Genomic DNA, 13,685 nt, shown 5'->3' on the forward strand with positions numbered 1-13,685 from the left:
GCCATTCCCCCGACCACCCTCACCTAGGTCACACGCTGACGAGGGCCGAAGACGATCCGCCGTCGCAACTACTCCCTCTCCCCCTCGGTAAACGGCGTGAGGAGATCGTCCATCCCCTCACGCACGAAGCTGCCGATCACTGCAGACACGACCACCTTCACCGCTGTCTTCACCCAATTCGGCACCCCGCTTCGATTCCGCGGAATGCCGCTCTCCGAACTCCCCATCACACCCTTGCCTTCCAGACATGAACCCCAGGACGGTCCTGGACGTCCGTGGCCCGTACGGAGTTGAATCCGGAAGTCGACGGTGTGCGCCGTTACATCCACGAATCTAGCGCCCAACCGCTCGCCCTGACAGCACACAATTGCCAGCCTGACCTGCGGAAACGCGTGATTGCTTTGCGGGATTCTGCGATCCAATCGCAGAATCCCGCGTCTCAATCACAGCCCCCCAGGTCACAGCGGCGCGCCAGTTGCCGTCCAAAAGGGGAGCGAGACTGAAAATCGCTCCCGAGAATGGCGGAATCTCGACGCCGGATGTCCTGTCCCCGTGCATCTGACGGAGAATCTGCCTGCACGAACGAGACCGAGTGGGAATCAGACAGCTTCAGTGCGACAGGACACCAGCGGCCGGACCCGTGCGTGCGGTCAGGCGGTCCTGGTTACAACAAGCTGCCTTTGTGGCAACTATCGTGCTTCGGCTCACCCTGCAGAATCGGGTCGTGTGCCGGCGCCCGAGTTCAGTAGTGGAACTCCAGGAAGTCGATGCGTTCCAGGCTCACAGTTTCGCCTGAGGGCGTCGGTCGGTTCCGGTGGAAGTAGCAGGCACCGAGGGCGTCGTTGAGGATGCCTCGCAGCTCCGGCTCCGGGGCATCACGGTGACGGGCTGTGAATAAAGCGTGCGGGTGGGGGCTTTGAAGGCTCAGGGTGAGGAAGCGCAGGCGGGGATCGTCGCTTGAGCCAGCGGCCGCGGTGAATCCCAGCCAAGCGCGGAAGCTCAGCATCATCTGGCCGTTGTTGGCGAGGATGGTGGCGTGTGCGCGGCGGCGGACACGGGGCTGCCAGAGGCGGACGACCTCGCGTTCCACGGTCTGGTGCAGGGGATGGTCGGCCGGTATCTGCGGGGATGCGCGTAGCACGTTGAGCTCTGCGGAAGTCATTTGGAGCAGGTCGGCGAGGGCTGCTGCATCTTGGCGGGTCTGTTTGAGGAGGTAGGTCAGTCGGGCGCGTGTGGAGCGGGGTGGATTGCGAGTCCAGTGGCGAGAGTCGGCCCGGTCAAGGGCTTCTTGGACGGTGTCGGCGCTCAGACGGAGGGACAATTCGAGAAGGCTTTCGTCGCAGGGGTGGCCTGTTTGTACGGTGCTGCTGGCCAGCGCTGGAACGATCGCCGGATGGAGATCGACAGGCCGGTCGCGCCGCTGCCGCGGCGGGTTGTGATGGTACGGGGCGAGACAGTTGCCTCCTATCTGTCGCGGCTGGCGCACCACAACGGGATGCAATTTGAAGAGCTGGCCCGGCACATAGGGGCACCACGGACCATGAGGCGGGCAGAGCCGAGGTTTGAGGAAGTGCGTCTGGGGCCGGTAGCGCGCCAACGGCTGGCGCAGGCCAGCGGGCGCCCAGTGGGACAACTGGACCAGGCCCTGGTGTCGTTGCAGGACAGCCGGATCAGCGCGCGGGCACGCCGGCAGGTGGAGATCGAGTCGTGGCCGGAAGGCCAGTTGCCGGTGCAGGCTTGTGCCCTGTGCGTGGCCGGTCTCAGTGAGCGGCCGGTGTGGCGGGTTCCCGGAGGACAGTGGGCGGTGTGTGTCCGCCACGGGCGGTGGACCGTGACCGCGCAGGGCGATGTCCAGCTCGGGCTGGAGCAACTGCCGGAGGCAGTGGATGCGCATGTGCGGCGAATCAGGCTGGAGCGGCGCACTGGCCCGTATGCGCGGGCGCTGATGGCGGACGCGCAGCAGGTGGCCGTGTATTGGTGGCAGTGTCGCCAGATGGCTTGGCGGGGAGTCTGGCGTCGTCGGCAAGAGATCTTGGGAGTGGACCGTTCGGCGCTGTGGGCGGTGCCGCTGGTGGTGTATCCGGAGGCGGTCACTGTGGCGGAGGCGATGGTGGTCCGCGAGCGGCAGCGGGCGGTGGGGCGCAGCTTCGCCGGAGGTCCCGCGGGGTGGTCGACGGGCCGCTGGACGGCGTGGGTGGGGGAACGGCTCGGCATGGTCGAGGAGATGGCAGAGGGCGGGCATCGCGGGCTGGAGGCGTGGCTCATGGCGCACCGCAATACGGTGCCGGTGGTGACACGGCTCGCGCAGCAGGGCGAGCGGGCGGTGCCGCGCAGTGAGCCGCTGCCGCTGTTGGAACCGCATCGGGTGATTCCTCCGCACGGGCCGCTGGAGGAGGCATCGTGCTTGCCGTGGCGGCTGGGCTCGCCGATGACCGGCTTGCCCGTGGGGCCGCCGATTGCGACGGGCAGGAGACCGGCCCCACGGTAACGGGGCAGGGCTAGCCGGTGGGGACGGAGCCAGAGGCCGGGCAGCCACGGGATGTTCAGCCACGGCCGGCTCGGAACGAGCCCCTCACGCGGTGGGTGTCCTGCTCAGGCGGTGGATTCTTTGATGTAGCGGGCGGGGTTGAGGCCCTGGGTGTGCTGGTGCTGATACCAGGTCATGGTCTGGACTCCTTCTTCCTTGGCGAAGCCGGGGTTGACGCCGAGGCGCAGGAATCCGGGCACACCTTGCTGGTCGGGTGCTGTGGGGACGACGTCGAGTGCGGTGGGTTCGTGGGCCGGGTAGAGGGCGCAGTCAGCGAGGGCGGCCAGCGGGTAGCGGCCGGTCTCGATGGCCATCTTGTGCATTTTGCGGTGCAGGGTGACGCGGGCGCGGGAGACGATGGCGGCGCGGATGTCGGGGCGCCAGGTGGGTTTCTTCAGGGCGGACCAGCGTGTGTAGGGGGTGGTGATGTCGCGTGGTCCCTCACGGAGCTTGCCGAGTCCGCCCTTGGCGGTGGCTTTGATGGCTGCGAGCAGTGCGAGGAGCGCGGGGTCGGCAGCGGCGAGCGTCTTCATGACGGTGAGGTAGTCGGCTTGGGAGATCTTCTCGTACACGCCGAGGTCGGCCATGGTGGCGAGGTAGGCGTTGCGGATCTGCTCGTACCAGGGGGTGAGGTAGGGGCCGGCCACGTCGCGTACGTAGGCCTCGATCGGCCGGACCTCGATTTGGAGTTCCTGGGCGTAGGCCAGGGTGGGCGTGGTGTACCAGGCCGGTCCGTTGGGGGGCTGGCCGGTGGTGGTGAAGGGTGAGGGCAGGCGCGGGTCCAGGGTTGCGTGGGTGAGGTCGCAGTACCACGTGCCGGGGATCCTTTTGTCGAAGGTCGGCGTGAGGATGTGGCGGGGCGGGGTGTTGAGGCCGACGGACAGGCTGGAGGCTGCGGCTGCGAAGGCGAGGTTGGTGTCGATTCCGACGACGTGGGCGAAGGCGGTGGCCTCCTGCTGGCTGGGTGGGCGGCTCCAGTCCCAGGCTTCTTCCTCCATGGCCTGCTCGGGCAGGCGGCCTTGGGCGAGTGGATGGGCATCGGGGGCTTCGGGTGGAGCTGGTTCCAGGGCCGTGTGCAGGCCGTGGGCGTTGGGCGTGGAGGTCCAGCGCCCGTTGTCGGGGTCGTAGCGTGCTCTGGTCGGCGGCCGCAGGGCAGTCATGAGTTCTTCGCCGCACACGGCGGTGGAGCCGCGCGGGGTCAGCAGCCGGTCGGAGTAGGTGCCCAGCACGCGCGCCAGGTCGGTCGGCGGCAGCGGTGGAAGGTTCCATCCGTCTTGCGAGAGTGCTCCCCACGCGGTGATGGCCAGCTGCACGGAGGAGCGTTTTTTGTTCTTGACGGGCAGGTATGCGCGGGGCCAGGGGCCGAATCCGCGGCGGGTGAGGCTGAAGCCTGCCTGCTGGAGCTGGGTGATAGCTGGGTGGTAGTCGGCAAGGCGCAGGCGGTTCCGGTCGCTTAGATCTGCGGGCAGGTTCAGGGATGTGCTGGCCGCTGGTGTCAGGACGATGAGTGGGTCGCAGTCGCTGTCGAGTCCGTAATCGCGCAGCTTTTTTCCGCGCAGGCCGCTGCGCAGTGTCCAGTGCAGCAGGGAGACGAGGTCGTTGGCCTCGAGCGGCAGTTGGGTGCCGTTGGTGAAGTGGGCGATCAAGGTGTCGGCGTAGTCGATGACAGCTAGCGGACCGGTCGGCTGAACCGGCCGAGACGGTGCGGCCCGGCTGGGCGGGGTGGATGCCACGGGGTCGGTGGCGGGAAAGAGTGGCGGCTGCTCGGCTTTCTTGCCGGCCTTCGCGGGTGGTGTGGGGGGCGGGTCTTGAACGGGCAGCGGGTCTTGTTGTTCCGGTCTTTGCAGGGCTTTGAGTCCTTGGAGGAGGCGAGCGTAGGCGGCGCGGCAGGTGCTGAGTGGCTCCTGGGTTCCGGCTTCCCAGGCCTCGATGTCCTTCGTCTGGCAGGCGAGAGTGTCTGCTAGCTGCGTCGTGGACAGACTGGCGGCTTTGCGTAGCTGGGTCCGCTCGCGGGGCGGAGGCAGGGGGATGCGCTGGGCTGAGAGGTCGGCGAGGAGTTCGTCCACGCGTGCAAAGAGTTCGGCTTCGTCCCCGTGGTCTGCTGGCATGCGGCTGAACCTGTCAGGTTCAGGTGCTGTGTCCGTCGGATTCTCGTCATCCCGGTGCCGGCGGTGCTGGACGTGGTTCGATACCTGCGGAGCACCGGGTGAACAGCGATATTCATGAACAAATGGTGCCCTTGTGCCAGCCGTATCCGGCGGAGCGGAGCTCCGGCTCCTACGGGATTGCAGACTTGTTGACCCGGAACGGCAGCGCTTGCCGCGGACGCGTCTGTGGCCCGGATGGCGGATTACGGATCATGTGACGGCCGGTCTGCACTAGGCTCAACTCCCATTCCGCTACACGCTGTTGCCCTTTTCGGCAGTGGCAGCGGCGTCTCACGCGGGCTCGGAAGGGAGACGGGAAGACGGTGGCTGTCGAGTTGGAGGTTGTCCACCGGACTGAGGACGGCAGCAGAAGCATCACGGTCCCAGCGTCCCGGGCCGGAGCTGTCCCGCTGACGCGTCGGGGCGAGGTTTGGCGGCCTGTCCGGCACCCGTCCCAGCGGAGCATCGCCACCTGGTGGTGGTCGGCGACATCGCGCAAGCATGTGGGCTGCCGGTCGATGAACGTGCTGGCCGTGGCCATGCTGCTGGATTTCGATCCCTCGGTCACGGAACTCACCGCGTGGCCTGCGAAGATCAAATGGCGTGAGCGGGGCCGGGAACGCAGCGTGGTGCCGGACTTCTTCGTCCGAACACGGCAGGGTGCGACGCTGGTCGTGGCCTGTCCTCCGGCGAGCGGGCCGAGTTCACGCTGGCAGCGCCAGCAGCAGGTGCTGCGCCAGGCCTGTCAGGAAGCGGGCTGGGCACTGGGCATGCCGCGGATTCCCGCGCCGATGGCACTGGCAAATCTGCGGTGGGTCTCCCGCTACCGGCACCCCCGGTTCGGCGACCGGGAGGTCGAGCAGGCGTTGAAGGCCGCTTTCCGCACGCCGCGTCCGCTGCAGGAAGGCGTGCGGGCCACCGGGCTGCCCCGGCTGTCGACGTTGCCGCGCCTGTACCACCTGCTGTGGCGGCAGGAGTTGGCCATGGAGTGGAACCGGGCGATGGGGCCTGGCAGTGTGATCGGCGTATCGGGAGGCATGCCGTCTGCGATGCGCCGCCCTGTGGAGGCGGACGCCGCATGACCAAGGTGCTTAGTCAGCGGCCGCAGGCGAGGGGGGTGGCGCCGCGCGGCATCGTGGCGCCCGGTGACCGGCTGCGGTGGATGGGCAGCCACTACACGGTGTCCGCCCTGTCAGGCACGACTGTGCATCTGGCGCCCGCACCGGGCAGTGCTGCGCCGCCGATCGCGGCGGGGATTCAGTTCCTGGCCGCTGCCGAGGACTTCGCTGTGCTCGACGAGACGGGCCTGCCTGTTTCGGCTGACCCGTTCCCGGACTGGGCCATGCTGGAGGGCGTCAGCCCCGACTGTGCCCGGGATGCTCGGATCTGGCGGCGTCACGTCGTCGAGGTGGACACCGGTCTGCTGCCCGGCGTTCCCGAGGGCAGCAAGCCGCGCGAAGGCTACGACCCAGCCCGGTTCACACTGGTCGAGCGCTATCAGCGCAAGGCCGCCGAACTGAGTGCCGCGCTGGACTGGAAGGTGTCGTGGAAGACAGTCCAGCGCAAGCGGCTGGCCTTCAAGAAGGAGGACATCTGGGGGCTGGTCGACAAGCGGTGTACCCGCAAGAGCACCCTGCATGGTCGCACCGATGCGCGGGTCGTGGACCTGCTGCTGGCCCTGCATGAACGTCAGGCCAGGGAGCAGGCCGCCACAGACGCGCGCACCCTGTTCAAGGACCTGCGGCGCGCGGCGAGGGTGGTGCTGGGCGCCGGGGTGAAGGTGCCGGCCGACCCCACGCTGTATGCGCTGTTGAAGCGGCTGGGCATCGACGCGATGAAGTTGCGGGACCCCACCCGCAGCCGCAAGGACCGCCTCAACCGTCCCGGACCGCCATTCGGGGTGACCACCGCCACGGCGCCGGGTGAGCTCGTGCAGGTCGACTCCACGGCGCTGGATGTGAAGGTGCTGGGCGATGACGGGCGGCCCACCCAGGTGGAGCTGACCGCGGCCATCGATGTGCACACGCGCAGCATCATCGCCGCCGTGCTGCGGCCCAAGACCCCGGGGCGGCGTAGGACCCGGCAGCAGACCCGAGCTCTGCTCAGCGGGAGCACCACCAAGGGCCGGGCCACCAAGGCCGTGGACGCCTCTCTGCTGCTGGCGCTGTGCATGGTTCCGGCTCCCATGCGGCCCGGCTTCGACGCGGCCGCCTCCGCCGCTCGTTCGGACCTGCCCTACGAGGAGCTGCTGGAGGTCGACGCGCGGATGGAACACGCGGCGGCCCGGCCGGTGATCATGCCGGAGACGATCGTGATCGACCACGGCACCGTCTTCGCCGGGCAGACCTTCTTCGACGCATGTTCCTTCCTCGGTATCTCGGTGCGCCCGGCGCGCAAGCGCACCCCGACGGACAAGGCGATGGTCGAGCGGACCTTCGAGTCGATCAAGTCGCTGTTCAGCCAGCGCATCAACTCCTACACCGGGCGGGACTTCAGCCGCCGCGGCAAGGAGGTTGACCCCGACCGGCTGTGGACGCTGCAGGAGCTGGACGATCTGCTGCAGGAATGGATCGCAATCGGCTGGCAGAACCGGCCGCACGAGGAGCTGCGCAGCCCCTACGAGCCGAACCTGCCGCCGCTGACGCCGAACCAGATGTACGCCGCGAGCGTGCAGGCGGCCGGTTACCTGCCGATCCCGCTGGGCTTCGAGGACTATCTGCAGCTGCTGCCCACCGCCTGGGTCGGCGTGCGTGATGAAGGCATCCGGTTCAAGAACCGCACCTACGAGAACTACAAGGGAGAGCTCGGCGAGGGGATCCGCAACGCGCCGTCGGGCCTGAAGGGCAAGAAGCGCGACGGGTGGGAGCTGCGCTACAACCCTTACACCCCGGAGCAGGTATGGCTGCGGGACCACCGTACCGGGAAGTGGATCACGGCGGTGTTCAAGTACCAGCACCTGATCGGCGCCCCGTGGACACAGCATCTTTGGGAGACGGCCACTGCGGAGCATGTGGCGCGCGGCGGCCGTCAGGAGCACGACGAGGACATCGCCCAGATCCTGGCCGAACTGCTGGAGCGGGCAGGGCGGGGCCCGGACGAACCCGGCATGGTGAGTGTGCCCGACGGCTACGGGCACGTGCCCGGGCTGGCACCTGGATTCGGGCTGCCTGGTACGGGCAGCTTCGATCCGTTCGCCGGCGCGGACCCGCTCGATCTGGACGCGCTGGGGCCGCTGACGGTGCTGGAACTCGACGAGCCGAGCATGTACACGCCCGATGCCCCCTCACTGCTGAACGAGTCCGGCCCCGGCCCTGCAGCCGGCGATGACGGCGTTGACCGTGCAGAGGCCGACGACACCTCGCTTCTGGCAGGCCTGGAGGACGTGGAGGACGGCCTGGACGCCGCTGCGCGTCTCCTGCTGGACCTGCCCGCCGAAACCGAACCCCCGCAGGAGGACGTGTGATGATGCAGGTGCCGGACATCGAGGACGACGACATCCGTCTGCTGGTCGACTCCCCGGCCCCCACACCGGTGTTCAGCACGCCCCGGCCTCTGTGGCTCAACACCCTGACCAACTGGCGCACCTTCGCCGCGCTGGACCGCACCCGGCCAGACCTGGCGGACAGCCCGCCGGCCGGCACGGACGTCGCCGACAACGACCTGCGGCTGCGCTATCACGCCTTGATGCCGACCGTCGTCACCCCCGCCGTCGGCCGCGCCCTGGTCGTCGTCCACGATCACCTGCTGTCCAACCGCGAACGCACCCACGGCAAGACCGGCGTCATCATCGAGGGCCCGCGTGGCACCGGCAAGACCGAGATCCTGCAGTACATCGGCCGCCACTACGAGAACAAGATCGCCCGCCTGTACGAGCCGGACGAGAACCGCATCCCGGTGATCGCACTGCGGGTGCCGCCCCTGGCCCGCGGCGGGCGGCGGAACTGGCCGGCCGCCTTCGCTTCCTTCCTCGGACTCAAGCACGACGGCGGCACCGACCCCACCCGCTCCATCTGCCATGTGATGCGCAACAGTTCCACCCTGCTCGTCCTCGTCGACGGCATCGAACAGCTACGGGCCGGCGCGGACGCCGAGGAGTCGTTCGCCTACCTGGAAGACATCAGTGAAAGCACCGGCGCCACCTTCGTCTTCGCCGGACGCGCCGCCCGTTCCATCGTCGATCCCCTCACCCGTGACCGGGAAACCGCCCTGGCTGACAACGAGGAGATCTGGGGCGACTACGCCGGTCTGCGCACCAGCCGGATCGGCTACGACGATGAGGGCCACAAGCTGTTCACGAAAATCGTCCGCAAGTTCGACGGGAACCTGTGCCTGCGCAAGCACCAGCCGGACGACCTGACCAACCTTCACAAATACCTGCACCGGCGCAGCAAGGGCTACCTGCGGGCCCTTTCCCAGCTCGTCAGCCAAGGCGCCCAGAAAGCAATCTGGACCAAGAAGGAGCGCATCACCGAGGAACTGCTGGAGTCCCTGACCATCGGCCGCAGCCGCACCATCTGACACCGCTTGCAGCCGCCCGGGCAGACACAACAGCCCAGGCACGGACTCTGGTCACAGCTCACCAAGCAAGGGAAGAACAGCGGTGGAGCACAACTTCCTTGAGGATAACGAGAACTTCGAAGAGGAGGACGAGGGTACGGCGAGGGTGAGCGTCAGAGCCCCACTGGGCACCCGTCTCGCCCTGAAAAGTGTCCTGGAGCAGCACCAGGCCTGGGCACAGCGGCTACAGGCCCACCACAAGGCACGCCTGAAGAACCTCAAACCGGCGCAGCGGGACCACCTGCTGGACGAGCAGCACCAGGAACTGCACGCGCTGCGCAGACAGGGCGAACTCCTGGACACCCGGGATACCTTGGTTGCCTTCGGCCTGCGCCAGGAGGTACAGGCACGAGGCTGGGACCATCCCTGGCCCGACGTTGACCTCGTAGAGATACCGTTGGGGCGCTTCCCCGGCAGCACCCGCGCCGGCAGTTACCCGGAAACCCTTCCCCTGCGGCTGCCAGGCGCGCTCGTGGATCAGGTGAGTGCCGGATGCTGGTCCATGTCCAAGGAGTCCATCCACCAGCTCTGGCAGTGGCGTGACGATCATGCGCCCGGCGTCCTGCGGCCGGGCGCCACCCGGCCTGAGGAGCAGGCCGCTGCAGCGGAGTACCGGCGCTTGGCCGCCGGCGTCGTCACGACGGGAGAGGTCTACCGGGCGGGTATCCGTCGCGGGCTGCATGCGGCGCTGCATACCCCGACGCCGCCGTCGATCACGGCTCTTGCGCCGTCGTGATGGGCCGGTACCGTCAGCGCCTGCTGTGCCTCCCTGAAAGCGCCGAAGTCGTCGTTCAGGTCGCGTGGCACCGGACGGACGGCCAGGTGAGTGGTGCCGGGGCACAAGGACGTAGTGTCCGTTCCGCGTGCGCGAGCGGTCTCCTGCACGGCGCCGTCACCGCTCTGCTGCGGCCTCCGGTGGGTCCCAGGACATGCGGAGGATGTCGAGTGCGGCGCGTTCTTCGTCGGTGAGTTCGTTGGGGGTCCGGCGGATGTGGTCGATCCAGGAGCCGAGTCGGAAGGGGCCTATCCAGTCGGTTTCGGTGTGCTGGCGGGGGACGTCGAGGTGGCCTTCGCGGGCGAGGTAGCAGGAGGCAGCGACCAGGCCGCGGCGGAAGTCGCGGCCTCGTTCGGTGCGGAATGCTTCGGGGTGGATGCTGTCGACGTGCGGGGTGATGCCGATGTCGATCAGGAGTTGGGCTTGTTCGGCGCGGAGCGCGTGGAAGTTGTTGCGCTGGCGGCTGAGCCATTGCCCCAGCTTGAATCCGTCCGCGGTGGTGAAGGAGCCGGGGACATCCGGACTGCCTCCCGCGTCGATGTGCGCTTTGGCGTGAGCGTAGGCACGCCGCCAGGTCAGCGGCCAGCCTGGGTTCCACCAGCGATCGAGGAAGGCGAGCTGTGCGGCGTGAACCTTGGGGAAGGTGTCGGAGCTGTCCTTCCTGCGGCACTCGGCGAGCCAGGCACCGATGGGGTGGCCGCCTTGTGTGGCGTCGGTGGGTGCAGCCAGGTGCCCGTGGGCGGCAGCGTAGGCGCGGGCGTGGTCGAGGATGCGGTTGAAGGTGTGTGCGGGGCTGCTCCACAGCATGCCGAGGGCATCGAGGGCGTCGGCGTGTTCGCTGGGCAGGCGGCCAGCCAGGTGCCGCAGGCGCTGGTTGCTGATCCACTCCCCCAGGGCGAAACCGGTGTCGTCGTAGAAGGCGTGGGGAACGTCGAGGTGATGGTGGTCGTGGTGGTAGCAGGTGGCTGAGGCCAGGCCGTCGTGCCAGGAGCCGGTGGCGGGCAGCGTGATCTCAAGGCCGAGGGCGAGGGCGACCTGCAGGGCGCGTTCGGCGCGGTTGTAGTGGACGGTTCGGCGCGGGCCGCCGCCACTCAGGCTGCGGCTACGGCGGGGCACGGCGATGTGGTCGAGGAAGCGGTCGTCGTGTGCCCTGAGGGCCTGGAGGATGGTGTAGATGCCTTCGAACTGCGAGTCGTGCAGGGCCTGTTCGGTGGCCCGTCCGTCGGGCAGGTAGACGGGCAGCACGAGGGTGGCCTTCTTGCCGCGACCGGGTACCAGGCGCAGGGCGCGGCCGATGGCCTGGATGGCGTCGACGACGCTGTTGCGGGGTGCGGCGAAGACCACGGAGTCGATGGCGGGAATGTCGATGCCTTCGGCCAGAACACGGACGTTGCTGAGAACTGTGCACCCGTCGGCGCTCTCGAAGGCGGACAGCCGACTGCGGCGCTCGTCGACGCGCTGCGTCCCGTCGACCCAAAAGGCCTGCAGGTCCGGCCGCTTCAGCTGGACGGCGGTGCCGGGCAGGTCTTGGGAGAACGCTTCGGCTGCGTCAATGCGGTTGTGGAAGACGAGAACGCGCTGCAGGTCGTGGTCAGTGATGGCGCGCAGGACGGCCACCTGCAGTGCGGCTGCCCGCAGGCCGCCGTTCTGCGGATCGAGGTGGGGCTTGCGGGTGAGGATGGAGCGTAGTTGTTTGTCGCCGACCACGGGCATCACGACCTGGTAGTCGGCGAGGAGTCCGCGTTCGATCGCCTCGGCCATGCCGAGGCGGTAGACGACCGGGCCGAAGATGTCGCGGCGGTCCATGGTGGCGGTGGGGGCGCCGTCCCACAGTCCAGCGGTGAAGATGCGCGGCGTGGCGGTCATGTAGAGGCGCCGCCGGGCGGGGATGGCATGGTCGTCGTGGATGGCTCCCCAGCCCTCTTGGGTGCTCATGCACGTACGGTGGGCCTCGTCCACGACGATGAGGTCCCAGGCTGGCAACTGGTCGCTGTGGTGGGCTTGCTGCAGTCCTGGCAGGGATGCGTAGGTGACGAAGACCGTAGCGGGCTGGCCGTCGTGCTCGGCGACGATGCTGGCCAGGTCTGCTGGCCGTTTGACCATGCGGGCCGTGCGCCGGGGCAGGCCGCTGCGGGTCTGGCTCATCGATGACAGGCCCACCATGAGGCCGGCGCGTCCGCCTTCGCGCCAGCGCCGGATGGTCTGGGTCAGCAGTTCCAGGGTGGGTACGGCCACGAGGACCCGGCCTGCCGGGGCGGTATGGCGGGCGGTCGCCACTGCGGTGAGTGTCTTGCCGGTGCCGCATGCGGAGACGGCGGTCACGCGGCGTTCCCCCCTCGCGAAGGCACCGGTGATGGCCGCGAGGGCTTCTTGCTGATGCGGGCGCAGCGCGAGGGACATGGCCGAGCGCTTCTCCTTGCGGGATTGCGATTCCGGAACACGGGAATCGTAGTGGATCACTGGGTGCTACTCCCCAATTCCAGCCAGAATGGATGTAGTTGGCGGCATTCCCGCCGTGGATGAGATCGAGTTCGGACTGAGAGGGACAACACATTGGCTGGGCGTTCGTTGAGGGCTTTCCAGGGCGGGGACGGCGTGAGCGGGGTACAGCCGCTGCCCCGGCGGCTGCGGTTCATCGCAGAGGAATCCACGAACTCGTTCGTGCACCGGCTGGCGGAGACCAACGGGCTCGAGCTCCGAGAGCTGCTGTCGATGCTCGGTGCGGGTGATTCGCCCGTTCCCGAGCCGCAGTTCAGTGAGGTGCATCTGAACGAGGCCGCGTACGGCAGGCTGGCCGCTCTGGCGGGATGCCGTCCCGATGTCCTGGAGTACGTGCTGCCCACGCTGCGCGTGCATCCGCTGCCCGATCCGGCCGATGCGCCGCCCCGCTGGGACGTTCCCAACCCCTGGGAGCCCGCCGATGACTGCTTGGTGCGCGTGTGTGATCTGTGCGCGCTGGCCAAGCGGGCACGTCGGGATGCGTATGCGGTGTCGGCGGCTGGCTGGAGGGTGTGCGCCCGGCACCGGCGGTGGACGGACAACCTGCGCGAGGACGGGGTGACATGCATCCCGCTCACTGCTGTTCCGGAGGTCCTCGCAGCTCACGGGGAGCGGGTGCGGCTCGAGCGGCGGCTGGGGGCCGGCGGGCGCATCGCGTTCGCGGATGCGTTCCACATCGCTGCCTTCTGGTGGAATCAGGCCGCCCAGGTTCCGCAGGCGTGGGCGGTGCGCCACCAGCAGCTGGGCCTCCAGAAGGGCAGCGACCGGCGGGTGGCTGCTTTGGTGGCTTACCCGGAAGTCGTTCGGCTTGCTGGCGTTCTGGCGGCGCGGGAGCGCAGGCGGCTGCGGGGCAGCTTGTCCCGTGCCCAGGACGCCGACTGGCTGCGGGGCGTGCAGAGCCTGTTCTCCTCGTGGGGTCTGCGGGGCAGTTTCCCGATGGAGCCGGTGCTGCGGTGGGCGGCACTGCATTCCGGGCGGGCGGACCGGTCCGGTCCGGGCCCGGCCCGGGGCCGTTATCGCCGTCTGGGCGCGTCGGGTCCCCACCTGCAAGTGCCTGGCGCCGCCGCCCTTGAGGCCGTCACCTGCCTGCCCTGGCGGTTGGGCGAGGCCGAGGAGGCGCAGGTACACCTGTGGAGCGTGAGCAGCCGCGTGTGAGGAGGGCTTGGCCGCGTGCGGTGGG

Annotated in this window: 9 protein-coding genes; 6 read left to right on the plus strand and 3 right to left on the minus strand. The window is 68.5% G+C overall.

From position 1 onward, the window contains the following. Positions 1 to 742: 742 nt before the first annotated feature. Entirely contained in the window at positions 743 to 1,489 is a 747-nt protein-coding gene (gene tpg, locus ACFTZL_RS06630; RefSeq protein ID WP_382579100.1) for a telomere-protecting terminal protein Tpg, read from the minus strand. On the opposite strand from tpg, the gene ACFTZL_RS06635 reads away from it, so the two are divergent. Beyond that, a complete protein-coding gene (locus ACFTZL_RS06635; protein ID WP_382579102.1) occupies positions 1,394 to 2,488 on the plus strand; it encodes a TniQ family protein in 1,095 nt (364 codons plus the stop codon). The genes tpg and ACFTZL_RS06635 overlap by 96 nt on opposite strands. Positions 2,489 to 2,592: 104 nt before the next feature. On the opposite strand, the gene tap is transcribed toward ACFTZL_RS06635, so the two are convergent. Next, positions 2,593 to 4,635 (minus strand): telomere-associated protein Tap, encoded by a 2,043-nt coding sequence (gene tap / locus ACFTZL_RS06640; protein ID WP_382579105.1) that lies wholly within the window; start codon positions 4,633 to 4,635, stop codon positions 2,593 to 2,595. Between the two features lie 362 nt (positions 4,636 to 4,997). Here tap and ACFTZL_RS06645 point away from each other — a divergent pair, with 362 nt between their 5' ends. From ACFTZL_RS06645 to ACFTZL_RS06660, 4 genes are all read left to right on the plus strand, one after another. Further along, the gene (locus tag ACFTZL_RS06645) at positions 4,998 to 5,756 is read left to right on the plus strand and encodes a TnsA-like heteromeric transposase endonuclease subunit (RefSeq protein ID WP_382579107.1); all 759 of its coding nucleotides are present in this window, start codon (positions 4,998 to 5,000) and stop codon (positions 5,754 to 5,756) included. Further along, on the plus strand, positions 5,663 to 8,137 hold the full coding sequence (locus ACFTZL_RS06650) for an integrase (protein ID WP_382579110.1): 2,475 nt from the start codon (positions 5,663 to 5,665) through the stop codon (positions 8,135 to 8,137). The genes ACFTZL_RS06645 and ACFTZL_RS06650 overlap by 94 nt, the downstream gene beginning before the upstream one ends. After that, a complete protein-coding gene (locus ACFTZL_RS06655; RefSeq protein ID WP_382579112.1) occupies positions 8,137 to 9,192 on the plus strand; it encodes an AAA family ATPase in 1,056 nt (351 codons plus the stop codon). The genes ACFTZL_RS06650 and ACFTZL_RS06655 overlap by 1 nt, the downstream gene beginning before the upstream one ends. 82 nt (positions 9,193 to 9,274) lie before the next feature. Then, positions 9,275 to 9,967: a hypothetical protein gene (locus ACFTZL_RS06660; protein ID WP_382579115.1), complete on the plus strand. Its 693-nt coding sequence runs from the start codon at positions 9,275 to 9,277 to the stop codon at positions 9,965 to 9,967. Between the two features lie 156 nt (positions 9,968 to 10,123). Here ACFTZL_RS06660 and ACFTZL_RS06665 read toward each other — a convergent pair whose 3' ends face one another. After that, positions 10,124 to 12,406, minus strand: a complete 2,283-nt coding sequence (locus ACFTZL_RS06665) for a Helicase associated domain protein (protein ID WP_382579119.1) — start codon at positions 12,404 to 12,406, stop codon at positions 10,124 to 10,126. A 195-nt stretch (positions 12,407 to 12,601) separates the two neighbouring features. Here ACFTZL_RS06665 and ACFTZL_RS06670 point away from each other — a divergent pair, with 195 nt between their 5' ends. Then, positions 12,602 to 13,660 (plus strand): TniQ family protein, encoded by a 1,059-nt coding sequence (locus ACFTZL_RS06670; RefSeq protein WP_382579121.1) that lies wholly within the window; start codon positions 12,602 to 12,604, stop codon positions 13,658 to 13,660. Positions 13,661 to 13,685: the final 25 nt, after the last annotated feature.

It is taken from the genome of Streptomyces sp. NPDC056948, from assembly GCF_042674225.1.
In the GTDB taxonomy this organism is placed as follows: Bacteria; Actinomycetota; Actinomycetes; order Streptomycetales; family Streptomycetaceae; genus Streptomyces; species Streptomyces purpurascens.